The sequence below is a fragment of the Pseudomonas fitomaticsae genome (assembly GCF_021018765.1).
Taxonomy (GTDB): domain Bacteria; phylum Pseudomonadota; class Gammaproteobacteria; order Pseudomonadales; family Pseudomonadaceae; genus Aquipseudomonas; species Aquipseudomonas fitomaticsae.
In genome coordinates, this window is record NZ_CP075567.1 from 1,374,789 (window position 1) to 1,399,386 (window position 24,598).

The 24,598-nt window shown below is 61.2% G+C and carries 19 protein-coding genes; 11 read left to right on the forward strand and 8 right to left on the reverse strand.

Annotation, left to right across the window (positions count from 1 at the left end):
• Positions 1–470 precede the first annotated feature (470 nt).
• A complete protein-coding gene (locus KJY40_RS06060) occupies positions 471–1,406 on the forward strand; it encodes a glutathione S-transferase family protein (RefSeq protein WP_230735599.1) in 936 nt (311 codons plus the stop codon).
• Positions 1,407–1,437: 31 nt separating this feature from the next.
• Here KJY40_RS06060 and KJY40_RS06065 read toward each other — a convergent pair whose 3' ends face one another.
• Complete coding sequence (locus KJY40_RS06065) at positions 1,438–1,788, reverse strand: glutaredoxin family protein (protein ID WP_230735601.1); 351 nt, start codon at positions 1,786–1,788, stop codon at positions 1,438–1,440.
• The gene (gene yejK, locus KJY40_RS06070; protein WP_007957356.1) at positions 1,788–2,792 is read right to left on the reverse strand and encodes a nucleoid-associated protein YejK; all 1,005 of its coding nucleotides are present in this window, start codon (positions 2,790–2,792) and stop codon (positions 1,788–1,790) included. Before yejK ends, KJY40_RS06065 begins: the two co-directional genes overlap by 1 nt.
• A gap of 396 nt (positions 2,793–3,188) precedes the next feature.
• Between yejK and KJY40_RS06075 the strand changes: the two genes are divergently transcribed.
• Entirely contained in the window at positions 3,189–3,470 is a 282-nt protein-coding gene (locus KJY40_RS06075; RefSeq protein ID WP_007957357.1) for an HU family DNA-binding protein, read from the forward strand.
• Between the two features lie 125 nt (positions 3,471–3,595).
• Here KJY40_RS06075 and rlmF read toward each other — a convergent pair whose 3' ends face one another.
• The 5 genes from rlmF to KJY40_RS06100 all read right to left on the reverse strand — a co-directional run bounded on the left by rlmF (position 3,596) and on the right by KJY40_RS06100 (position 10,178).
• Positions 3,596–4,618 (reverse strand): 23S rRNA (adenine(1618)-N(6))-methyltransferase RlmF, encoded by a 1,023-nt coding sequence (gene rlmF / locus KJY40_RS06080; protein ID WP_007957358.1) that lies wholly within the window; start codon positions 4,616–4,618, stop codon positions 3,596–3,598.
• A gap of 133 nt (positions 4,619–4,751) precedes the next feature.
• Positions 4,752–7,598 (reverse strand): valine--tRNA ligase, encoded by a 2,847-nt coding sequence (locus KJY40_RS06085; RefSeq protein ID WP_230735603.1) that lies wholly within the window; start codon positions 7,596–7,598, stop codon positions 4,752–4,754.
• 199 nt (positions 7,599–7,797) lie between these two features.
• On the reverse strand, positions 7,798–8,190 hold the full coding sequence (locus KJY40_RS06090) for a DNA polymerase III subunit chi (protein ID WP_230735606.1): 393 nt from the start codon (positions 8,188–8,190) through the stop codon (positions 7,798–7,800).
• An 8-nt stretch (positions 8,191–8,198) separates the two neighbouring features.
• Positions 8,199–8,627, reverse strand: a complete 429-nt coding sequence (locus tag KJY40_RS06095; RefSeq protein ID WP_230735608.1) for a DNA polymerase III subunit chi — start codon at positions 8,625–8,627, stop codon at positions 8,199–8,201.
• A gap of 60 nt (positions 8,628–8,687) precedes the next feature.
• On the reverse strand, positions 8,688–10,178 hold the full coding sequence (locus KJY40_RS06100; RefSeq protein ID WP_230735610.1) for a leucyl aminopeptidase: 1,491 nt from the start codon (positions 10,176–10,178) through the stop codon (positions 8,688–8,690).
• A 307-nt stretch (positions 10,179–10,485) separates the two neighbouring features.
• Here KJY40_RS06100 and lptF point away from each other — a divergent pair, with 307 nt between their 5' ends.
• The 8 genes from lptF (at position 10,486) to pdxJ (ending at position 18,909) form a co-directional block, all read left to right on the forward strand.
• The gene (lptF, locus tag KJY40_RS06105) at positions 10,486–11,607 is read left to right on the forward strand and encodes an LPS export ABC transporter permease LptF (protein ID WP_064593584.1); all 1,122 of its coding nucleotides are present in this window, start codon (positions 10,486–10,488) and stop codon (positions 11,605–11,607) included.
• A complete protein-coding gene (gene lptG / locus KJY40_RS06110) occupies positions 11,600–12,661 on the forward strand; it encodes an LPS export ABC transporter permease LptG (RefSeq protein WP_230735611.1) in 1,062 nt (353 codons plus the stop codon). The genes lptF and lptG overlap by 8 nt, the downstream gene beginning before the upstream one ends.
• A 172-nt stretch (positions 12,662–12,833) precedes the next feature.
• Positions 12,834–14,630 (forward strand): translation elongation factor 4, encoded by a 1,797-nt coding sequence (lepA, locus tag KJY40_RS06115; protein ID WP_039769508.1) that lies wholly within the window; start codon positions 12,834–12,836, stop codon positions 14,628–14,630.
• 9 nt (positions 14,631–14,639) lie between these two features.
• Positions 14,640–15,494, forward strand: coding sequence for a signal peptidase I (gene lepB / locus KJY40_RS06120; RefSeq protein ID WP_230735613.1), 855 nt, complete (start codon positions 14,640–14,642; stop codon positions 15,492–15,494).
• Positions 15,495–15,676: 182 nt separating this feature from the next.
• Positions 15,677–16,366, forward strand: coding sequence for a ribonuclease III (gene rnc / locus KJY40_RS06125; RefSeq protein WP_011332589.1), 690 nt, complete (start codon positions 15,677–15,679; stop codon positions 16,364–16,366).
• Entirely contained in the window at positions 16,359–17,261 is a 903-nt protein-coding gene (gene era / locus KJY40_RS06130; protein WP_011332590.1) for a GTPase Era, read from the forward strand. Before rnc ends, era begins: the two co-directional genes overlap by 8 nt.
• Before the next feature lie 168 nt (positions 17,262–17,429).
• The gene (gene recO / locus KJY40_RS06135; RefSeq protein WP_230735616.1) at positions 17,430–18,119 is read left to right on the forward strand and encodes a DNA repair protein RecO; all 690 of its coding nucleotides are present in this window, start codon (positions 17,430–17,432) and stop codon (positions 18,117–18,119) included.
• 46 nt (positions 18,120–18,165) lie between these two features.
• Positions 18,166–18,909 carry a pyridoxine 5'-phosphate synthase gene (gene pdxJ / locus KJY40_RS06140; protein ID WP_230735617.1) on the forward strand — a complete coding sequence of 248 codons (744 nt, stop codon included), beginning with the start codon at positions 18,166–18,168 and terminating at the stop codon, positions 18,907–18,909.
• A gap of 45 nt (positions 18,910–18,954) precedes the next feature.
• Here pdxJ and mltF read toward each other — a convergent pair whose 3' ends face one another.
• Positions 18,955–20,415 (reverse strand): membrane-bound lytic murein transglycosylase MltF, encoded by a 1,461-nt coding sequence (mltF, locus tag KJY40_RS06145; protein WP_085688936.1) that lies wholly within the window; start codon positions 20,413–20,415, stop codon positions 18,955–18,957.
• Between the two features lie 285 nt (positions 20,416–20,700).
• On the opposite strand from mltF, the gene purL reads away from it, so the two are divergent.
• Positions 20,701–24,597, forward strand: a complete 3,897-nt coding sequence (purL, locus tag KJY40_RS06150; RefSeq protein WP_230735619.1) for a phosphoribosylformylglycinamidine synthase — start codon at positions 20,701–20,703, stop codon at positions 24,595–24,597.
• Position 24,598 lies beyond the last annotated feature (1 nt).

The following is a 24,598-nucleotide window of genomic DNA, read 5'->3' on the forward strand; positions in this document are numbered from 1 at the left end:
ACTATCCGTTTGCTCGCATGCCAGTGCAGCTACTGAGGTCTGGTCGATCGGCGAAACGATTTCACGCCCTCTGACACGGGGTTGCTCCCGTGCCGGAATGATTGTGCGGAGGGATCTTGGTCGGCCGCCTCACTGAATATACTGGCGTGTATTCCGAAGGCGTACGTGGTCCGGTAAGCACGCTGGAGGTTTGGCCCCCAACCGGAGGCCAAAATGTATGAAGCTTTTGCTACGTACTCTGAGCCTCGTATGGAGGTCGTTCAAAGCGTTTCGCTTTTACGAGTTCCTGCGAGATCACTTCGATGACCTGATGTAGGGTCATTGATGTGGGAAGCCGTCTCAGCCTTGGCTGAGGCGGTTTTTTAGTGCCTTATCATCCTGACTGATCAGTTCCCATCAGCCGGATCCGTAGGCTGCGAACGAATTGCGCGCTAAGCTGCTGGCTCACTTTCTGTGCGGCGGAGCCGAGCATGTCCGAGTTGATTCTGCATCATTACCCGACCTCTCCATTCGCCGAAAAGGCCCGGCTACTGTTAGGTTTCAAGGGCTTGTCCTGGCGCTCGGTGCACATTTCACCTGTGATGCCGAAACCGGATCTGACCGCCCTGACCGGTGGCTACCGCAAGACTCCAGTGCTGCAGATCGGCGCCGACATCTACTGCGACACTGCACTGATCGCCCGTCGCCTCGAGCAGGAAAAGGCCCAGCCTTCGTTCTTCCCGGAAGGTCAGGAAATGATCGCCGCCAGTTTCGCCGCCTGGGCCGATTCGGTGGTGTTCCAGCATGCGGTGAGCCTGGTGTTCCAGCCGGAATCGGTTGCGGTGCGTTTCGGCAAGCTGCCGCCGGAAGCGATCAAGGCCTTCCTCGCCGATCGGGCCGGACTGTTCAGTGGTGGCAGCGCGACCAGGCTGTCGGCCGAGCAGGCCAAACACAACTGGCCGACCCTCATGGCGCGTCTGGAGCAACAGTTGCAGCGTGAAGACGGTGACTTCCTGTTCGGCGAGCCGTCGGTTGCCGACTTCGCCATGGCGCATCCGCTGTGGTTCCTCAAGGCCACGCACGTGACGGCGCCCTTGGTGGATGCTTATCCGGCGGTGTCGGCGTGGCTGGGGCGTGTGCTCGGTTTTGGCCATGGCGCGGCCAGCGAGATGAGCTCGGAGGAAGCCCTGGAGATCGCGCGCAACTCGACGCCGGCGGCGTTGCCGGACGAAGCGTTCACTGATCCGAACGGGTTCGTGGCAGGTCAGCAGGTGCTGATTGCAGCGACAGACTACGGCGTTGATCCGGTCGCCGGCGAACTGGTATTTGCCGGTCGCGAGGAGCTGATCCTGCGCCGTGAAGACGAACGTGGCGGGTTGGTGCATGTGCATTTCCCGCGTTTCGGTTTCCGAATCGAGAAGCGCTGAAACAACTGAGGGAGCCGATTGGCTCCCTCTTTCATTTCAGTGCAGCGAGAATCTCGTCCGGATCAAACCCTCGAATCAACGTGCCATTGACGTCGATCAGCGGAATCCCGCGTCCGCCCAGCGCTTCATACGCCTTGCGTGCCTCGGCGTCCTTCTCGATATCGAATTCCTTGAACGCAATGCCTTTCTGATCGAGAAAACGCTTGGTCTGCTTGCAGTAGCCGCACCAGTCCGTGGCGTACAGCACGACATGGGCGTTGGCGCGGACCTGCTCGGACGCCATCTGCGACGGGTTGAACACCCGCTCGATCTTGCCCCAGTTCTGATAGACCACGACCACCAGCAGAACCAGCAGAACCTTTTTCAGCACATTGCCGAGCATCAGTTGCGACGCTTCAACTGATCGGTGAGCGAGGTCGGCAGGCCCTTGATGACCAGCGTTCCGGCCTCTTCGTCGTATTCGATCTTCGAGCCCAGCAGGTGCGCTTCGAAGCTGATCGACAGGCCTTCGGCGCGACCGGTGAAGCGGCGGAACTGGTTGAGCGTGCGCTTATCCGCCGGGATTTCCGGCGACAGGCCGTAATCCTTGTTGCGGATGTGATCGTAGAAGGCTTTCGGGCGTTCTTCGTCGATCAGCTCCGAGAGTTCTTCCAGGCCCATGGGCTCGCCGAGCTTGGCCTGGCTGCTGGCGTAGTCGACCAGGGTCTTGGTCTTTTCGCGGGCGGAATCTTCCGGCAGGTCTTCGCTCTCGACGAAGTCGCTGAAGGCCTTGAGCAGGGTGCGGGTCTCGCCCGGGCCGTCGACCCCTTCCTGGCAGCCGATGAAGTCGCGGAAGTACTCCGAAACCTTTTTGCCGTTCTTGCCTTTGATGAACGAGATGTACTGCTTGGACTGCTTGTTGTTCTGCCACTCGGAAACGTTGATCCGCGCCGCCAGGTGCAGTTGACCGAGGTCCAGGTGACGCGACGGGGTCACGTCCAGTTGGTCGGTCACGGCCACGCCTTCGCTGTGGTGCAGCAGGGCGATGGCCAGGTAATCGGTCATGCCTTGCTGATAATGGGCGAACAGCACGTGGCCGCCGACCGACAGGTTCGACTCTTCCATCAGCTTTTGCAGGTGCTCGACCGCGACCTTGCTGAACGCGGTGAAGTCCTTGCCGCCTTCCATGTATTCCTTCAGCCAGCCGCTGAACGGGAACGCGCCGGACTCCGGATGGAACAACCCCCAGGCTTTGCCCTGTTTGGCGTTATAGCTCTCGTTGAGATCGGCGAGCATGTTCTCGATGGCGGCGGACTCAGCCAGTTCGGAGTCACGGGCGTGCAGGACTGCGGGTGTGCCGTCGGGTTTTTTGTCGATCAAATGGACGATGCAATGACGGATCGGCATAGGCTTCTCGGCTGGTGGAAGGGAGGAGGGCGGGCTCCCCCGAAAAAGCGCTCAGTGTACCGCAACCACTGGATTTGGCGCGGGGTGAAGGGCAAATCCGGGTCACCCGACGGTCCTTATGCATTTATTTACCGATTTAGCGCAATAAACCTGACCATTTGGCTAGCTAGAGGCGGATATTTCCTTGTCTCTGTGCTAGTTTTGCCCGGTCTTGTGCGAAGTCACCGCGACAAGCATGCATTCAGCTTTTGTCAGGTCGAACCAAACCTTGATTTCGGCATCTATAACCCCGACTCGTCGTGGTTATCGCCGAGGGTGCCAGATCCAGAAGATCGGGCTCGATGGCTGACACTGCACTCTGCAATCCATATGAATTTGATAGGGAAGGAACACTACATGGCTCTTACTAAAGACCAACTGATCGCCGACATCGCCGAAGCTATCGACGCGCCGAAAACCACCGCGCGTGCCGCTCTGGACCAACTGGGCCAAATCGTTGCCGATCAGCTGGAAAACGGTGCCGAAATCACTTTGCCAGGTATCGGCAAGCTGAAAGTGACCGAGCGTCCTGCCCGCACTGGCCGTAACCCATCGACTGGCGCTGCCATCGAAATCCCTGCCAAGAAAGTGATCAAGCTGGTTGTGGCCAAAGGCCTGACCGACGCTGTGAACAAGTAAGACGCAGCGATAAAAAAAACCGTGCACCGGAGTGATCCGGGCACGGTTTTTTTTGTGCCTGCTGTTTGTGTTTCAGCAGTAGCGGCGGCTGCTTTTCGCTCAAGCGCCGCCCCGGTTGAAACGTGTTACTTGCGCACCCAGCGCTCGCGCCGCCAGATCTGCTGCTCGGACTTGGTCTGGAAGGTCCAGGCGACGAAGCGGCTCTGCTTCTGCCCCTGGGACATTTCCACCACCTGGCTTTCCAGTGCGCCGGCCTTCTTAAGTGCAGTTTCGATGGCGGGCAGGTTCGAGGCTTTCGAGACCAGGGTGCTGAACCACAACACCTTGTGCGCAAAGTTCGCACTTTCGGCGATCAGTTGCGTCACGAAACGCGCTTCGCCGCCTTCACACCACAGCTCGGCCGACTGACCGCCGAAGTTCAGCACCGGCAGTTTGCGCTTCGGGTCGGCCTTGCCCAGGGCTCGCCATTTGCGCTCGCTGCCCTTGGTGGCCTCTTCCATCGACGCGTGGAACGGCGGGTTGCACATGGTCAGGTCAAAGCGCTCGCCAGGCTCCAGCAGACCGATCAGGATGTGCTTGCGGTTTTCCTGCTGGCGCAGCTGGATGACCTTGTTCAGGTCGTTGGACTGGACGATGGCCTTGGCGGCGGCTACGGCGGTCGGATCGATCTCCGAGCCCAGGAAGTGCCAGCGATATTCGCTGTTGCCGATCAGCGGATACACGCAGTTGGCGCCCATGCCGATATCCAGCACATTGACGATGGCGCCGCGCGGAACCACGCCGTCGTTGTTGCTGGCCAGCAGGTCAGCCAGGAAATGGATGTAGTCAGCGCGGCCCGGCACCGGCGGGCACAGATAATCGGCCGGGATGTCCCAATGCTGGATGCCGTAGAAGGACTTGAGCAGCGCCCGGTTGAACACACGCACCGCATCGGGACTGGCGAAATCGATGCTTTCCTTGCCGTACGGGTTGGTGATCACGAATTTCGCCAGTTCCGGCGTGGTCTTGATCAGCGCCGGGAAGTCGTAACGACCCTGATGGCGATTGCGCGGGTGCAGGCTGGCTTCTTTACGCGGCTCCACGGGTTTGGCCGGGGTGGCGGAGTCAGGCTTCTTGCGCGCAGGTTTCGGTGTACGTGGGGCGTTCATGGGCGTGGTCGATTCGGGTAGGGCTGAAAGTGGCGGCCATTGTCCCACAGGGAGCCGTGTTGTTGGCCGGAAAAGTGCCGGGCACAAAAAAGGGAGGCCGTTGCGGGCCTCCCTTTTTCAGTGCGATTTGCCGTTACAGACTGGCAATCCGCGCGTGCTGCTCGGCCAGCTTGGCCAGCGCCTGTTCGGCTTCGGCCAGTTTGGCGCGTTCCTTCTCGATGACTTCGGCCGGGGCCTTGTCAACGAAACCGGCGTTGGACAGCTTGCCGCCAACGCGCTGGACTTCGCCCTGCAGACGCAGGATTTCCTTGTCCAGACGCGCCAGCTCGGCGTTCTTGTCGATCAGGCCAGCCATCGGCACCAGCACTTCCATCTCGCCAACCAGTGCGGTGGCGGACAGCGGAGCTTCTTCGCCGGCCGCCAGTACGGTGATCGATTCCAGACGCGCCAGCTTCTTCAGCAGCGCTTCGTTCTCGGTCAGGCGGCGCTGGTCTTCAGCGGTGACGTTTTTCAGGTAGATCGGCAGCGGTTTGCCCGGGCCGATGTTCATTTCGCCACGGATGTTACGCGTGCCGAGCATCAGGCCCTTGAGCCATTCGATGTCGTCTTCGGCCGCCGGATCGATGCGCTCTTCGTTGGCCACCGGCCACGCTTGCAGCATGATCGTCTTGCCCTGAATGCCGGCCAGCGGCGCGATGCGCTGCCAGATTTCTTCAGTGATGAACGGCATGAACGGATGCGCCAGACGCAGCGCCACTTCCAGTACGCGCACCAGCGTGCGGCGAGTGCCGCGCTGACGCTCGACCGGCGCGTTTTCGTCCCACAGCACTGGCTTGGACAATTCCAGGTACCAGTCGCAGTACTGGTTCCAGATGAACTCGTACAGCGCTTGCGCCGCCAGGTCGAAACGGAACTGGTCCAGTTGGCGGGTCACTTCGGCTTCGGTGCGTTGCAGCTGCGAGATGATCCAGCGATCCGCCAGCGACAGCTCGTAGGCTTCGCCGTTCTGGCCGCAGTCTTCGCCCTTGTCCAGAACATAACGCGCGGCGTTCCAGATCTTGTTGCAGAAGTTGCGATAGCCTTCGACGCGGCCCATGTCGAACTTGATGTCGCGACCGGTGGACGCCAGCGAGCAGAAGGTGAAGCGCAGGGCGTCGGTGCCGTAGCTGGCGATGCCGTCGGCGAACTCGTCGCGGGTCTGCTTCTCGATCTTCTTCGCCAGTTTCGGCTGCATCAGACCGGAAGTGCGTTTCTGCACCAGGGTTTCGAGCTCGATGCCGTCGATGATGTCCAGCGGGTCCAGGACGTTGCCCTTGGACTTGGACATCTTCTGGCCCTGGCCATCACGCACCAGACCGTGCACGTAAACGGTCTTGAACGGAACCTGCGGCGTGCCGTCCTCGTTCTTGATCAGGTGCATCGTCAGCATGATCATCCGGGCAACCCAGAAGAAAATGATGTCGAAACCGGTGACCAGCACGTCGGTGGAGTGGAATTTCTTCAGGAACTCGGTCTTTTCCGGCCAGCCCAGGGTGGAGAAGGTCCACAGGCCCGAACTGAACCAGGTGTCGAGAACGTCGTTGTCCTGTTGCAGCGCAACGTCGGCACCCAAGTTGTGCTTGGCGCGCACTTCGGCTTCGTCGCGACCGACGTAGACCTTGCCCGACTCGTCGTACCAGGCCGGAATCCGGTGGCCCCACCACAGCTGACGGCTGATGCACCAGTCCTGGATGTCGCGCATCCACGAGAAGTACATGTTTTCGTACTGCTTCGGCACGAACTGGATACGGCCGTCTTCAACGGCAGCAATCGCAGGCTCGGCCAGCGGCTTGGTGGACACGTACCACTGGTCGGTCAGCCACGGCTCGATGACGGTGCCGGAGCGGTCGCCTTTCGGCACTTTCAGGTTGTGGTCGTCGACGCTGACCAGCAGGCCGGCCGCGTCGAACGCGGCAACGATCTGCTTGCGCGCTTCGAAACGCTCGAGACCGGCGTACTCGGCCGGAATCTTGCCGTCGATGCTGTCGTTCAGCGTGCCGTCGAGGTTGAACACCTGCGCTGCCGGCAGCACGTTGGCGTTCTTGTCGAAGATGTTCAGCAGCGGCAGGTTGTGGCGCTTGCCGACTTCGTAGTCGTTGAAATCGTGGGCCGGGGTGATTTTCACGCAGCCGGTGCCGAATTCAGGATCGCAGTAATCGTCGGCGATGATCGGGATGCGGCGGCCGACCAGCGGCAGCTCGACAAACTTGCCGATCAGGGCTTTGTAGCGCTCGTCGTTCGGGTTCACCGCGACGGCGGAGTCGCCGAGCATGGTTTCCGGACGGGTGGTCGCGACGATCAGGAAATCGTTGCCTTCAGCGGTTTTCGCGCCGTCGGCCAGCGGGTACTTCAGGTTCCACAGGAAACCTTTCTCGTCGTGGTTTTCCACTTCGAGGTCGGAAATCGCCGTGTGCAGCTTGGTGTCCCAGTTGACCAAGCGCTTGCCGCGATAGATCAGACCGTCTTCGTGCAGGCGCACGAAGGCTTCCTTAACGGCTTCCGAGAGGCCGTCGTCCATGGTGAAGCGCTCGCGGCTCCAGTCCACGGACGAGCCGAGACGGCGGATCTGCCGGCTGATGTTGCCGCCGGACTGATCCTTCCATTCCCAGACTTTCTCGAGGAATTTTTCGCGGCCCAGATCGTGGCGGTTCTGGCCCTGGGCTTCCAGTTGACGCTCCACCAGCATCTGCGTGGCGATACCGGCGTGGTCGGTGCCCGGCTGCCACAGGGTGTTGCGACCCTGCATGCGACGGAAACGGATCAGGGCGTCCATGATCGCGTTGTTGAAACCGTGACCCATGTGCAGGCTGCCGGTGACGTTCGGCGGCGGGATCATGATGGTGTAGGAGTCGCCCGCGCCTTGCGGGGCGAAGTAGTTCTCGGACTCCCAGGTGTTGTACCAGGAAGTTTCAATGGCGTGCGGCTGGTAGGTCTTATCCATGCGCGGCGGGACCCTATTGGCATTTATTCAGGAAAAGCCGGGAAGTATAGCGGGGCATGGGGCGCAGGGCGAGCGGGGCGGGCCGGGTGGAGACTTAAATGTGGGAGCTGGCTTGCCAGCGATGCAGGCGCCGCGGTTTTTCAGGAAAGCCACAGTGATGCTATCGCTGGCAGGCCAGCTCCCACAGGAAATCAGGGAATTATTCGTACTGGCCGAGAAGCCGTTCCATCCGCGCCTCGAGGCGACGTTTGATTTCGGTTTCGATGTGCGGCGCGAAATCGTCGATCACGTCCTGCATGATCAGTTGTGCGGCGGCGCGCAGTTCGCTGTTCAGGTGCAGCAGGGCGTCGGGGCCTTTATCCACAGGCGCAGCGGCAGGTTGCGGGGCTGGCGTCGGCGCGGGTGCAGCCTCGACGGCTTGCGGTGTGTTGTCGACCGAATCGAACAACATCGGAATCTGTTCCTGTTCGCCATCATCGACCGTGTCGGTCAACAGCGGCGGTTGCAGGTTGTCATCGCCGAGCAGCTGGCGGATCGACTCGAGGTCATCCAGCAGGTGCGCGGGTTTTTGCAGCGGTTTTGGAGTGTCCATCGGCGTACTCAGAGTCGCTGTAAACGGTGGTCTTGCAGAGGATAGCCCTGTTCGCGGTAGAAACGGAAACTCTCCCGCGCCGCAGTGCGGATCGCCGGATCTTCCACCACAACCTCCGCCACCCGGGCGAATTGGTTGGCGAAAACCGGGACTTTCAGGTCGAGGTTGACCAGCAGGTCCGTGTGTTGGCCACAGTCCTCGCCCAGTCCCAACACGATCGAGCCTTCCGGTTCGCTTTCAGCCGGGCCGTGAGGCACGAAGGTTTCGCCCTTGAACGCCCACAATCGCGCATCGAGGTCATCACGCTGGGCGGCATCGCTGCAATGCAGGTAGATGCGATGGCCCATGCGCCAGGCCTTATCGGTGAGCTTGCAGGCAAAATCCAGGCGCGCCGAAGGATCGGCGCTGGGCAGGATATAAAAGTCGACTTTGGTCATTGCGGTTCCTGAGCTGCAAGCAGCGCCCCTCAAGAGAGGCGCCGCTCGCAGTCATCGGTTTCAGGCTTTGGCGCGGTCCAGCAGGTACTGGGTCAGCAGCGGAACCGGACGGCCGGTGGCGCCCTTGTCCTTGCCGCCGCTGGTCCAGGCGGTGCCTGCGATGTCCAGGTGCGCCCAGTTCAGGTTCTTGGTGAAGCGCGACAGGAAGCACGCGGCGGTGATGGTGCCGGCCTTCGGCCCGCCGATGTTGGCGATGTCGGCGAACGGGCTGTCCAGTTGCTCCTGGTATTCATCGAACAGCGGCAGTTGCCAGGCGCGGTCGTCGGCAGCCTTGCCGGCGCTCAGCAGTTGCTCGATCAGCTCGTCGTTGTTGCCCAGCAGGCCCGACGTGTGGGCGCCCAGAGCAACGACGCAGGCACCGGTCAGGGTGGCGATGTCGATGACTGCCTGCGGCTTGAAGCGCTCGGAGTAGGTCAGGGCGTCGCACAGCACCAGACGGCCTTCGGCGTCGGTGTTGAGGATTTCCACGGTCTGGCCGCTCATGGTGGTGACGATGTCGCCCGGACGCGAGGCGTTGCCGCTCGGCATGTTCTCGGCGCAAGCCAGGATGCACACCAGGTTGATCGGCAGTTTCAGTTCCAGCACGGCGCGCAGGGTACCGAACACGCTGGCGGCACCGCCCATGTCGTACTTCATCTCGTCCATGCCGGCGCCCGGCTTCAGGCTGATGCCGCCAGTGTCGAAGGTGATGCCTTTGCCGACCAGTGCGTACGGCTTCTCGGATTTCTTGCCGCCGTTGTATTGCATGACGATCAGGCGCGGCGGCTGGGCGCTGCCCTGGCCGACGGCGTAGAACGAACCCATGCCCAGCGACTTGATCTTCTTCTCGTCGAGGACTTCGACTTTCAGATCCTTGAACTCTTTGCCGAGGTTCTTGGCTTGCTCGCCCAGGAAGGTCGGGTGGCAGATGTTCGGTGGCAGGTTGCCCAGGTTGCGGGTGAACGCCATGCCGTTGGCGATCGCGGTGGCGTGGTTAACGGCGCGTTGCACTTCGGCCTGAGCGGCCTTGATGGTCAGCAGGGTGATTTTCTTCAGGGCGCGCGGTTCGGCTTTCTGGCTCTTGAACTGGTCGAAGGTGTATTCGCCGTCGACCAGGGTTTCGGCCAGCAGACGGGTCTTGCCGTAGCTGTCGCGGTTTTTGACGATGACTTCATCGAGCGCCAGCACGGCGTCGCTGCCGCCCAGGCCTTTAAGCGTGTTGAGGATGCCGGCGACGATCTTGCGGAACGGACGGTCGCCCAGTTCTTCATCCTTGCCCACGCCGACCAGCAGCACGCGTTCGGCTTTCAGGTTCGGCAGGCTGTGCAGCAACAGGCTCTGGCCGACCTTGCCGGCCAGGTCGCCACGCTTGAGCACGGCGCTGATGGCGCCGCCGCTCAGTTCGTCGACCTGCCTGGCGGCAACACCGAGTTTGCGGCCTTCGCCGACGGCAACCACCAGGGTGGCGGTTTTCAACGTTTCTGGGCTAACGCTTTTTACAACCAGTTCCATGTCCGGATCCCTGAATGAATGGTCAACACGCAGGCGTTCGACGTGTCCGCCGTCGCCTGCTTATAGAGAGAAGAGGCGCAGGCCAGTGCCTGCGACAGAGGCGGCAGTTTGAACCTCGCTCACCGCGCCTGACAACCCTCGGCTGTACGATCTTCAACGGAATGCACGCTTGCGTGAGTGTGCGCAGTGACAGGCGCCCTCAATCACAGGATAATGCCGCATCTTTTTTCGACGGCTCTGCCTTGCGGGCCCGTCGATACGTTTGCTTGTTTGGCCGCCTTAGCCTGACAACCCTGGAGTGTCTGGTTTGATCGTCTTCCGTTATCTGTCCCGCGAAGTCCTGTTGACCCTGAGTGCGGTGAGCGCCGTGCTGCTGGTCATCATCATGAGCGGTCGCTTCATCAAATACCTTGCCCAGGCCGCCGCGGGCCAGCTCGATCCGGGATCGCTGTTCCTGATCATGGGCTTCCGTCTGCCGGGCTTCCTGCAACTGATCCTGCCGCTGGGCCTGTTTCTCGGGATCCTGCTGGCGTACGGCCGGTTGTACCTGGAAAGCGAGATGACCGTGCTGTCTGCCACCGGCATGAGTCAGCAGCGTCTGTTTCGCATGACCCTGTTCCCGGCCACCCTGGTGGCACTGGTGGTGGCGTGGCTGAGCCTGAGCCTGGCCCCGCAAGGCGCCAACCAGTTCCAATTGCTGCTTAACAAGCAGGACGCCCTGACCGAATTCGACACCCTCGAACCTGGCCGTTTCCAGGCCCTGCGCGACGGTACACGGGTGACCTACACAGAAACCCTGAGCGATGACCGGGTCAACCTCGGCAGCGTATTCATCTCGCAGAAGAACCTCGGCGCGAACCAGAAAGATCGCGGGATTTCCGTGCTGGTGGCGGAAAAGGGCCGTCAGGAAGTGCGTCCCGACGGCAACCGCTACCTGATCCTCGACAACGGCTACCGCTACGACGGCAGCCCGGGTCAGGCCAACTACCGCGCCATCCACTACGAAACCTACGGCGTGCTGCTGCCCAAGCCGGATGTCAGTGAGGAAGTCACCGACCGTGACGCCATGCCGACCTCGTCCCTGCTGGGTAGCGACGACATTCGCTCGAAAACCGAACTGCAATGGCGCCTGTCGCTGCCGTTGCTGGTGTTCATCGTGACCCTGATGGCGGTGCCGCTGTCGCGGGTCAACCCGCGTCAGGGGCGTTTCCTCAAGCTGCTGCCGGCGATTCTTCTTTATATGGCTTACCTGACCATCCTGATTGCCGCCCGCGGCGCCCTCGAGAAAGGCAAGATTCCACCGGCGCTTGGCTTGTGGTGGGTGCACGCGATCTTCCTGGTCATCGGTCTCGGCCTGCTGTACTGGGAGCCTCTGCGCCTGAAGCTGGCCAGTCGTCGCAGCGCAGCGCTGGAGGTGGCCCGTGGTTAAACTCGACCGCTACATCGGCAGCAGCGTGTTCATGGCGATCATCGCAGTGCTGGCGATCATTCTCGGCCTGGCCACGTTGTTTGCTTTCATCGACGAGATGGGTGACGTCAGTGACACCTACACTCTGGTCGATGTTCTGAGCTTCGTGCTGCTGACCGCACCGCGCCGCATGTACGACATGCTGCCGATGGCGGCGCTGATCGGCTGCCTGATCGGCCTCGGCAGTCTGGCGAGCAGCAGCGAGCTGACCGTTATGCGCGCTGCCGGTGTGTCCATCGGGCGCATCGTCTGGGCGGTGATGAAGCCGATGCTGGTACTGATGCTGGCCGGCGTGCTGATCGGCGAGTACGTGGCGCCGGCCACCGAAAGCATGGCCCAGGCCAATCGTTCGCTGGCGCAAGGCAGCGGCGACGCGCAGAGCGCCAAGCACGGCATGTGGCACCGTCAGGGCGAGGAGTTCATTCACATCAACTCCGTGCAACCCAACGGTCGCCTGTACGGCGTGACCCGCTATCACTTCGACAAGGAGCGCCACCTGCTCAGTTCGAGCTTCGCCAAGCGCGGCGAGTTCGACACCGATCACTGGCAGCTGACCGACGTGACCACCACCAAATTCCACGAGCGCAGCACCGAAGTGGTCAATACGCCTGTGGAACGCTGGGATGTCTCGCTGAGCCCGCAATTGCTGAGCACTGTGGTGATGGCGCCGGAATCGCTCTCGATCACCGGTCTGTGGGGTTATATCCACTATCTGGCCGATCAGGGCCTGAGCAACGGCCGTTACTGGCTGGCATTTTGGGTCAAGGTGTTGCAACCGCTGGTGACCGCTGCGCTGGTGCTAATGGCGATCTCCTTCATCTTCGGTCCGTTGCGTTCGGTGACCCTCGGTCAGCGGGTGTTCACCGGTGTGCTGGTGGGTTTCACCTTCCGCATCGTTCAGGATCTGCTGGGTCCATCCAGTCTGGTATTCGGCTTCTCGCCGCTGTTCGCGGTGCTGGTGCCGGCTGGCGTGTGTGCGCTGGCGGGTGTCTGGCTGTTGCGTCGAGCCGGTTGATGAACAAGGTTTCACCCACGCTTTAGCCTTGAAAACGCCCCGGTCGCCAGATCGGGGCGTTTTTGCATGCAATCCGGGTGACAGGCGAACGTGACGCTTGCGCCGTGTATCAGGTACAATTCCCGGCTATTTTTCGGCGGGCCAAGCCTGCAGCCTTTTTGAGTGTTGATCCGTGAGTGATTTGAGTCATATCCGCAATTTCTCCATCATCGCCCACATTGACCATGGCAAGTCGACGCTGGCTGACCGTTTCATCCAGATGTGCGGTGGCCTGGCCGAGCGTGAAATGGAAGCCCAGGTACTGGATTCCATGGATCTGGAGCGCGAACGCGGGATCACCATCAAGGCCCACAGCGTTACCCTCTATTACAAGGCCAAAGACGGCGTCACCTACCAGCTGAACTTCATTGACACCCCGGGCCACGTCGACTTCACCTACGAAGTCAGCCGTTCCCTGGCGGCCTGTGAAGGCGCGTTGCTGGTGGTCGATGCGGGTCAGGGTGTTGAAGCCCAGTCCGTGGCCAACTGCTACACCGCCATCGAGCAGGGCCTCGAGGTCATGCCGGTCCTGAACAAGATCGACCTGCCACAGGCCGAGCCTGACCGCGTCAAGGACGAGATCGAGAAGATCATCGGCATCGACGCCACCGACGCCGTCACCTGCAGCGCCAAGACCGGGCTGGGTGTCGACGAAGTGCTCGAGCGTCTGGTCGCTACCATTCCTGCGCCGACCGGCAACATCGAAGATCCGCTGCAAGCATTGATCATCGACTCCTGGTTCGACAACTACCTGGGCGTTGTCTCCCTGGTGCGCGTGCGTCACGGCCGCGTGAAGAAGGGCGACAAGATCCTCGTCAAGTCCACCGGCAAGGTGCATCTGGTCGACAGCGTGGGCGTGTTCAACCCGAAACACACCGCTACCGCTGACCTGAAGGCCGGCGAAGTGGGCTTCATCATCGCCAGCATCAAGGACATTCACGGTGCGCCGGTCGGTGACACCCTGACCCTGAGCTCCACCCCGGACGTTCCGGTGCTGCCAGGTTTCAAACGCATCCAGCCGCAGGTTTACGCCGGTCTGTTCCCGGTCAGCTCCGACGACTTCGAGGACTTCCGCGAAGCGCTGCAGAAACTGACCCTGAACGACTCGTCGCTGCAGTACACCCCGGAAAGCTCCGACGCACTGGGCTTCGGCTTCCGTTGCGGCTTCCTCGGCATGCTGCACATGGAGATCATCCAGGAGCGCCTGGAGCGCGAATACGACCTGGACCTGATCACCACGGCGCCAACCGTAATCTTCGAACTGGTGCTGAAAACCGGTGAAACGATTTATGTCGACAACCCGTCGAAGCTGCCGGACGTCTCGTCGATCGAAGACATGCGCGAGCCGATCGTGCGCGCCAACATCCTGGTACCGCAGGAACACCTGGGCAACGTCATCACTCTGTGCATCGAAAAACGCGGTGTGCAGGTCGACATGCTGTTCCTCGGCAATCAGGTGCAAGTGACCTACGACCTGCCGATGAACGAAGTGGTCCTGGACTTCTTCGACCGTCTGAAATCCACCAGCCGCGGCTATGCTTCGCTGGACTACCATTTCGATCGCTACCAATCGGCTAATCTGGTGAAACTGGACGTGCTGATCAACGGTGACAAGGTCGACGCTCTGGCGTTGATCGTGCACCGTGACAATTCGCACTTCAAAGGTCGCCAGTTGACCGAGAAGATGAAAGAACTGATTCCTCGTCAGATGTTCGACGTGGCCATCCAGGCTGCCATTGGCGGTCAGATCGTCGCCCGGACAACCGTCAAGGCACTCAGAAAGAACGTATTGGCCAAGTGCTACGGCGGCGACGTCAGCCGTAAGAAAAAACTGCTTGAGAAGCAGAAGGCCGGTAAGAAACGCATGAAACAGGTCGGCAACGTGGAAATTCCACAAGAAGCCTTCCTCGCCGTGCTCAGGTTGGAATAGTCAGGTCCTATGTCACTAAATTTCCCGCTGTTGCTGGTCATTGCCGTGTTCGTCTGCGGTCTGTTGGCGTTGCTCGATCTGTTGATCCTGGCACCGCGTCGGCGTGCCGCCATCGCCTCCTATCAGGGCAGCGTCAGTCAGCCTGATGTGGTGGTGGTCGAGAAGCTGAGCAAGGAACCGCTGCTGGTCGAGTACGGCAAGTCGTTCTTCCCGGTGCTGTTCATCGTGCTGGTGCTGCGTTCGTTCCTGGTGGAGCCGTTCCAGATTCCGTCCGGCTCGATGAAACCGACCCTGGACGTTGGCGACTTCATTCTGGTGAACAAGTTTTCCTACGGGATCCGCCTGCCGGTGATCGACAAGAAGATCATCGAAGTCGGTGACCCGCAACGCGGCGATGTGATGGTGTTCCGCTACCCGAGCGACCCGAACGTCAACTACATCAAGCGTGTGGTCGGCCTGCCGGGCGACACCGTGCGGTACACCGCCGACAAGCGCCTGTTCGTCAATGGCGAGTCGATTGCCGAGCAACTGGTCGGCTCCGAGCCGGGCACGCTGGGCAGCGCGGAACTCTACAAGGAAAAACTCGGCGTCGCCGAGCACCTGATCCGCAAGGAAATGAGCCGCTACCGCGCCACGCCGGACCATACCTGGACCGTGCCGGCCGGGCACTACTTCATGATGGGCGACAACCGCGACAACTCGAACGACAGTCGCTACTGGGATGATCCGAACATTCCCAAGGATCTGCTGGGCATGGTTCCCGACCAGAACATCGTCGGCAAGGCCTTCGCGGTCTGGATGAGCTGGCCGGAACCGAAACTCAGCCACCTGCCGAACTTCTCGCGGGTCGGCCTGATCAAGTAAACAAACACGGCGCTGTTGACCACAGCGCCGAATGCATTTCTGGCGTCGGCACAACCGGCTCCGGGGCATGAAGCCACGATATTCAGGACGTCATTTTTGAACACAGCGTTAATTGTCCCAGGCCTGCGCCGTATCCCGGCGATGGCAGTGGAATCCAGCCACGAACTCAGCGTGGGTAAACCGTGAGCGTTTCTCTAAGCCGTCTCGAGCGTCAGCTCGGTTACACCTTCAAGGACCAGGAACTGATGGTCCTGGCCCTTACGCACCGCAGCTTTGCCGGACGCAACAACGAGCGTCTGGAATTCCTCGGCGATGCAATCCTCAACTTTGTTGCCGGCGAAGCCTTGTTCGACCGTTTCCCGCTGGCTCGCGAAGGCCAGTTGTCGCGTTTGCGCGCACGACTGGTAAAAGGTGAGACGCTGGCGGTGCTGGCCCGCGGTTTCGATCTGGGCGATTACCTGCGTCTGGGTTCCGGCGAGTTGAAGAGTGGCGGATTCCGTCGCGAGTCGATTCTGGCCGACGCCCTTGAAGCGCTGATCGGTGCGATCTACCTCGACGCCGGCATGGAAGTCGCCCGCGAGCGCGTACTGGCCTGGCTGGCCGGCGAGTTCGAAGGCCTGACGCTGGTCGATACCAACAAGGATCCGAAGACCCGCCTGCAGGAATTCCTGCAATCGCGCGGCTGCGAACTGCCGCGCTATGAAGTGGTGGATATCCAGGGCGAGCCGCACTGCCGTACCTTCTTCGTCGAGTGCGAAGTTGTCCTATTGAATGAAAAAAGCCGGGGTCAGGGTGTGAGCCGTCGTATTGCCGAACAGGTAGCGGCCGCCGCAGCACTGATTGCCCTGGGTGTGGAGAATGGCAATGACTGATACAAACGCAACGCGCTGTGGCTATGTTGCCATCGTCGGCCGTCCCAACGTGGGCAAGTCCACGCTGCTGAACCACATCCTCGGCCAGAAGCTCGCGATCACCTCGCGCAAGCCGCAGACCACTCGCCACAACATGCTCGGGATCAAGACCGAGGGCGACGTGCAGGCGATCTACGTCGACACCCCCGGCATGCACAAGGGTGGCGAAAAGGCCCTGAACCGCTACATGAACAAGACCGCTTCGGCGGCGTTGAAAGACGTCGACGTGGTGATCTTCGTGGTCGATCGCACCAAGTGGACCGAAGAAGACCAGATGGTGCTGGAGCGCGTGCAGTACGTGACCGGCCCGCTGATCGTCGCCCTGAACAAGACCGACCGCATCGAAGACAAGGCCGAGCTGATGCCGCACCTGTCGTGGTTGCAGGAACAACTGCCGAACGCGCAGATCATTCCGATTTCGGCGCAACAAGGGCACAACCTCGACGCGCTGGAAAAGGTCATCGCCGACCATCTGCCGGAGAACGATCACTTCTTCCCGGAAGACCAGATCACTGACCGCAGCAGCCGCTTCCTCGCCGCCGAACTGGTGCGCGAGAAGATCATGCGCCAGCTCGGCGCCGAGCTGCCGTACCAGATCACCGTGGAAATCGAAGAGTTCAAGCAGCAGGGTGCGACGCTGCATATCCATGCGCTGATCCTCGTCGAGCGTGACGGCCAGAAGAAAATCATCATTGGCGACAAGGGCGAGCGCATCAAGCGCATCGGCACTGAGGCGCGCAAGGACATGGAGCTGCTGTTCGACTCCAAGATCATGCTCAACCTGTGGGTCAAGGTGAAGGGCGGCTGGTCCGACGACGAGCGCGCGCTGCGTTCGCTGGGTTACGGCGACCTGTAACACCGGTTTTCTGCTACACCAGAGAACCCCCTGTGGGAGCGGGCTTGCTCGCGAATGCGTAGTATCAGTCGACATATACGTTGACTGATTCACCGCTTTCGCGGGCAAGCCCGCTCCCACAGTAGTTTTGGGTTGTGTGTAAAACTGCATTTCGTCATCGAGAATTCAATGTCGCAAAGCCCGCCTCCCGCCCAACCCGCCTACGTCCTCCACTCCCGCGCCTACCGCGAAACCAGCGCATTGGTGGACTTCCTCACGCCGCAAGGTCGGCTGCGGGCGGTATTGCGCAGCGCGCGGGGCAAGGCCGGGACGTTGGCGCGGCCGTTCGTGCCGCTGGAAGTCGAGTTTCGTGGCAAGGGTGAGTTGAAGAATGTCGGGCGCATGGAGAGTGTCGGCAATGCAACATGGATGGTCGGCGAGGCGCTGTTCAGCGGCCTGTATCTCAACGAACTGTTGATCCGCCTGTTGCCCGCCGAAGACCCGCACCCGGCGGTGTTCGATCATTACGCCGCGACCTTGCTGGCACTGGCTGAAGGCCGACCACTGGAGCCACTGCTGCGTTCCTTTGAATGGCGGCTGCTCGACGACCTTGGTTACGGTTTCTCCCTGAACACCGACATCAATGACGAGCCTATCGCTGCGGACGGTCTCTACCGCTTGCAGGTGGATGCCGGACTTGAGCGGGTTTACTTGCTGCAACCCGGTCTGTTCAACGGCATCGAACTGCTGGCCATGGCCGAAGCCGACTGGTCGGCCCCTGGCGCGTTGTCCGCCGCCAAGCGCTTGATGCGTCAGGCACTGGCTGTTCACCTGGGCGGCCGTCCACTCGTGAGTCGCGAACTGTTTCGCAAACCGTAGCCCCGTGTATGCTGTGCGCCGAATCTTTCCATTCAGGAGCGCATCCGTGACCAGCAGCAATCGCATTCTTCTTGGCGTGAACATCGACCACGTCGCCACCCTGCGTCAGGCCCGTGGCACGCGCTATCCGGATCCGGTCAAGGCTGCGCTGGACGCGGAAGAGGCGGGCGCCGACGGCATCACCGTGCACCTGCGCGAAGACCGTCGGCACATTCAGGAGCGCGACGTGCTGCTGCTCAAGGATGTGCTGCAAACCCGCATGAACTTCGAAATGGGCGTCACCGAAGAAATGATGGCGTTCGCCGAACGCATCCGTCCGGCGCACATCTGCCTGGTGCCGGAAACCCGTCAGGAGCTGACCACCGAAGGCGGTCTGGATGTGGCGGGGCAGGAAGAGCGGATCAGGGCGGCGGTCGAGCGTCTGTCGAAGATCGGCAGCGAGGTATCGCTGTTCATCGACGCCGACGAGCGGCAGATTGCTGCATCGAAGCGCGTCGGCGCACCGGCCATCGAACTGCACACGGGACGTTACGCCGATGCCGAAACACCGACCGAAGTGGCTGAAGAGCTCAAGCGTGTGGCGGACGGCGTGGCCTTCGGTCTGGCCCAGGGCTTGATCGTCAATGCCGGCCATGGCCTGCACTATCACAACGTCGAGGCGGTTGCCGCGATCAAGGGCATCAACGAGCTGAACATCGGCCATGCGCTGGTGGCGCATGCGTTGTTCGTGGGCTTCAAGTCGGCGGTGTCGGAGATGAAGACGTTGATCCTGGCGGCTGCCAGACACTAAGTCTCAACATCTTGTGGGAGCAAATTGCTCCCACTTTCGTATGGGTTAAAGCGGGGCGGGCTCTTGAGCCGGTTTCGACTTGTCGATCCCCGGCACATGCAGGTTGCCCTCGGCCACCTGATCGCCTTCAAGCTGCGGCTGGGTCACCCAGGTCAGGATGTCGTAGTAGCGACGGATGTTCGCCACGAAATGCACCGGTTCGCCGCCCCGGGCGTAGCCGTACCGTGTCTTGCTGTACCACTGCTTCTGCGACAGGCGCGGCAGGATCTTTTTCACATCCAGCCACTTGTCCGGGTTCAACCCTTCCTTGGCCGCCAGTTTGCGCGCGTCATCCAGATGACCGCTACCGACGTTGTAGGCCGCCAGAGCAAACCATGTGCGATCCGGTTCCTGGATCGACTCGTCGAGCTGATCCTTCATGTAGGCCAGGTACTTGGCGCCACCCATGATGCTCTGCTTCGGATCGAGGCGGTTGGACACGCCCATGGCCTGGGCGGTGTTCTGGGTCAGCATCATCAGCCCGCGCACGCCGGTCTTCGAGGTGACGGCCGGTTGCCACAGCGATTCCTGGTAACCGATGGCCGCCAGCAGGCGCCAGTCGACTTTCTCTTTCTTGGCGTAGGCCTTGAAGTGTTGTTCGTATTTGGGCAGCCGCTGCTGCAAATGTTGGGCGAAGGTGGTGGCGCCCATGTAGCCGAGGACGTCGACGTGGCCGTAATAACGGTCTTTCAGACGTTGCAGGGTGCCGTTCTTCTGCACCTTGTCCAGATAACTGTTGATCTCGTTGAGCAGGCTGTTGTCTTCGCCGGCCGCCACGGCCCAGCTCTGGCTGCGGGCGTCGCCGAGGTCGAAGGCCACGCGGATGTTGGTGAAGTACACCTGGTTCATCGCCACTTCGTTGGAATCGACCAGGGTCAGGTCGATCTGACCTTCATCGACCATGCGCAGCAGGTCGACCACTTCAACGGCGTCGGACTCTTCGTATTGAATGCCAGGATATTTCTGTTTCAGCTCCGCCAGTTGTTCGGCGTGGGTGCTGCCCTTGAGCACCATGATCTTCTTGCCCACCAGATCGCCGGCGTCGGTGGGGCGTGACTGGCCGTTGCGATAGATGATCTGCGGGGTGACTTCGAGGTAGGAGCGGGAGAAACGCACCTGTTTCTTGCGCTGTTCGCTGCTGACCAGACCGGCGGCCGCCAGTACCGGGCCGTTCGGCTTGCCGATCTGGTTGAACAGGTCGTCGAGGTTGTCGGCGGTTTCGATCTTCAGCTCGACACCCAAATCGTCGGCGAAGCGCTTCACCAGCTCGTATTCGAAGCCGGTTTCACCGCTGCGATCCTGAAAGTAGGTGGCGGGGCTGTTTCGGGTGACCACCCGCAGCACGCCATCCTCCTTTACGCGCTCGAGTGTGTTGGGTTTATCAACACAGCCACTGAGCATCAGGAAGAGTCCGGTAGCGATCAGCCATTTGGCGTACCGCGGACGCAAAGCCGTTGGGGAAAACATGTGCGCAGTATACGCAAAGGACAACGGGCGCCATATCTCGACAGTTGCGGGGTTGTCTGCTAGGGATCACAAAACCGCTCGAAACCCCGCAGGAACGGGCCCGAAAGGCATTTTGTGACAGAAAAAATAACCTGCGTTTAGATACCCATTAAATTTGACCCTCAAGGCAGGAACACCACTCGACATCCGGGTGCAACCGTGCGTAGCGTTTCGGGTGATGTTGAGGGCGGTTTAGGCTAGAATGCACGGCCTCAAAGCACACCCCTTCCCGAGGCTGTCCCGAAGATGTTGATCCTGCGCGGCGCTCCTGCCCTTTCTGCCTTTCGCCACAGCAAACTCCTTGAGCAACTGAGCCAGAAGGTTCCGGCTGTCAGTGGCTTGTATGCTGAATTCGCTCACTTCGCCGAAGTCACCGGCGTCCTGACCGGCGACGAACAGCAGGTGCTTGCGCGCCTTCTGAAGTACGGTCCAAGCGTTCCGGTTCAAGAGCCGACCGGTCGTCTGTTCCTGGTGTTGCCGCGTTTCGGCACCATCTCGCCATGGTCGAGCAAGGCCAGCGACATCGCCCGCAACTGCGGCCTGAGCAAGATCCAGCGCCTGGAGCGCGGCATCGCGTTCTACGTGGCCGGCCAGTTCAGCGAAACCGAAGCGCAGCAGATTGCCGATGTACTGCATGACCGCATGACGCAGATCGTTCTGGCCAACCTCGAGCAGGCCGCCGGTCTGTTCAGCCACGCCGAACCGAAGCCGCTGACCGCCATCGACATCCTCGGCGGCGGTCGCGCCGCACTGGAAAAAGCCAACGTCGAACTGGGCCTGGCCCTGGCCGAAGACGAGATCGATTACCTGGTCAACGCCTTCAATGGTCTCAAGCGCAATCCGCACGACATCGAACTGATGATGTTCGCCCAGGCCAACTCCGAGCACTGCCGCCACAAGATCTTCAACGCCAGTTGGGATATTGATGGCGAGAGCCAGGAAAAAAGCCTGTTCGGCATGATCAAGAACACCTATCAGATGCACAGCGAAGGCGTGCTGTCCGCTTACAAGGACAACGCTTCGGTGATCGTCGGCAACGTTGCCGGCCGCTTCTTCCCGGATCCGGAAACCCGCCAGTACGGCGCGGTGCAAGAGCCGGTGCACATCCTGATGAAGGTTGAAACCCACAACCACCCGACCGCGATCGCTCCGTTCCCGGGCGCGTCCACCGGTTCCGGTGGCGAGATCCGTGACGAAGGTGCAACCGGTCGTGGCGCCAAGCCGAAAGCCGGCCTGACCGGTTTCACCGTGTCGAACCTGCAGATCCCGGGCTTCGAACAGCCGTGGGAAGTGCCGTACGGCAAGCCTGAGCGCATCGTCAATGCGCTGGACATCATGATCGAAGGCCCGCTGGGCGGCGCTGCGTTCAACAACGAATTCGGTCGTCCGGCCCTGACCGGTTACTTCCGTACCTTCGAACAGTCGATCACCACCCCGCACGGTGATGAAGTTCGCGGTTACCACAAGCCGATCATGCTCGCTGGCGGCATGGGCAACATCCGCGAAGAACACGTCAAGAAAGGCGAGATCGTCGTCGGCTCCAAGCTGATCGTCCTCGGCGGCCCGGCGATGCTGATCGGTCTGGGCGGCGGTGCCGCTTCCTCCATGGCCACCGGCACCAGCTCGGCGGATCTGGACTTCGCTTCGGTTCAGCGTGAAAACCCTGAAATGGAGCGTCGCTGCCAGGAAGTCATCGACCGTTGCTGGCAGCTGGGTGACAAGAACCCGATCAGCTTCATCCACGACGTGGGTGCGGGCGGTCTGTCCAACGCCTTCCCGGAACTGGTCAACGACGGCGACCGCGGTGGCCGTTTCGAACTGCGCAACATTCCAAACGACGAGCCGGGCATGGCCCCGCACGAAATCTGGTCCAACGAATCCCAGGAACGTTACGTTCTGGCCGTCGGCCCGGCCGACTTCGAGCGCTTCAAGGCGATCTGCGAACGTGAGCGTTGCCCGTTTGCCGTTGTCGGCGAAGCCACCGCCGAGCCGCAGCTTACTGTCACGGATAGCCACTTCGGCAACAACCCGGTGGACATGCCACTGGAAGTGTTGCTGGGCAAGGCACCGCGCATGCACCGTTCGGTGGTTCGCGAAGCCGAGCTGGGCGATGACTTCGATCCGTCGAGCCTCGACATCGGCGAAAGCATCGAGCGCGTCCTGCACCACCCGGCCGTGGCGAGCAAAAGCTTCCTGATCACCATCGGCGACCGCACCATCACCGGCCTCGTGGCCCGTGACCAGATGGTCGGCCCATGGCAGGTTCCGGTGGCCGACGTTGCCGTCACCGCCACCAGTTTCGACGTCTACACCGGTGAAGCGATGGCGATGGGCGAGCGTACTCCGCTGGCGCTGCTGGATGCTCCGGCGTCGGGCCGCATGGCCATCGGCGAAACCCTGACCAACATTGCCGCCTCGCGCATCAACAAGCTCTCCGACATCAAACTGTCGGCGAACTGGATGTCCGCTGCCGGCCACCCGGGCGAAGACGCGCGTCTGTACGACACCGTGAAAGCGGTCGGCATGGAACTGTGCCCTGAGCTGGGCATCACCATTCCGGTGGGCAAGGACTCGATGTCCATGGCCACCCGCTGGAACGACAACGGCGAAGACAAGACCGTCACCTCGCCGATGTCCCTGATCGTGACCGGTTTCGCGCCAGTGGCTGACATCCGTCAGACCCTGACCCCGGAACTGCGCATGGATAAGGGCACCACCGACCTGATCCTGATCGACCTCGGTCGTGGCCAGAACCGTATGGGCGCCTCGATCCTGGCTCAGGTTCACGGCAAGCTCGGCAAGCAGGCTCCGGACGTCGACGACGCCGAAGACCTGAAAGCCTTCTTTGCAGTGATTCAGGGCCTCAATGCCGACGGTCACCTGCTGGCGTACCACGACCGTTCCGACGGTGGTCTGCTGACCTCCGTGGTGGAAATGGCCTTCGCCGGTCACTGCGGTCTGAGCCTGAACCTGGACAGCGTTGCTGAATCCTCGGCAGAAATCGCCGCCATCCTGTTCAACGAAGAACTGGGTGCCGTGATCCAGGTTCGCCAGGACGCTACTCCGGACATCCTCGCCCAATTCAGCGCTGCCGGTCTGGGCGACTGCGTTTCCGTGATCGGTCAGCCGATCAACAATGGCCAGATCAACATCACCTTCAACGGTGACACCGTGTTCGAAGGCCAGCGCCGTCTGCTGCAACGTCAGTGGGCCGAGACCAGCTACCAGATCCAGCGTCTGCGCGACAACGCCGACTGCGCCGAGCAAGAGTTCGATGCGCTGCTGGAAGAAGACAACCCGGGTCTGAGCGTCAAGCTGAGCTACGACGTCAACCAGGACATCGCCGCGCCTTACATCAAGAAAGGCATTCGCCCACAGGTTGCCGTGCTGCGTGAGCAGGGCGTCAACGGTCAGGTGGAAATGGCGGCGGCGTTCGACCGCGCCGGTTTCAACGCGATCGACGTGCACATGAGCGACATTCTGGCCGGCCGTGTCGACCTGAACGAGTTCAAAGGTCTGGTGGCCTGCGGTGGTTTCTCCTACGGCGACGTTCTCGGCGCCGGTGAAGGCTGGGCCAAGTCCGCGCTGTTCAACAGCCGTGCCCGCGATGCGTTCCAGGGCTTCTTCGAGCGTAACGACAGCTTCACCCTCGGCGTGTGCAACGGTTGCCAGATGATGTCCAACCTGCACGAGCTGATCCCGGGCAGCGAGTTCTGGCCGCACTTCGTGCGCAACCGCTCCGAGCAGTTCGAAGCGCGCGTGGCGATGGTTCAGGTTCAGGAATCGAACTCGATCTTCCTGCAGGGCATGGCCGGTTCGCGTATGCCGATCGCCATCGCGCACGGTGAAGGCCATGCCGAATTCGAAAGCGAAGAGGCACTGCTCGAAGCCGATCTGTCCGGTTGCGTGGCGATGCGTTTCGTCGACAACCACGGCAAGGTCACCGAAGCCTACCCGGCCAACCCGAACGGTTCGCCGCGCGGGATCACCGGCCTCACCAGCCGCGACGGTCGCGTGACGATCATGATGCCGCACCCGGAGCGTGTGTTCCGCGCCGTGCAGAACTCGTGGCGTTCGGAAGACTGGAACGAGGACGCTCCTTGGATGCGTATGTTCCGTAATGCTCGTGTGTGGGTGAACTAAG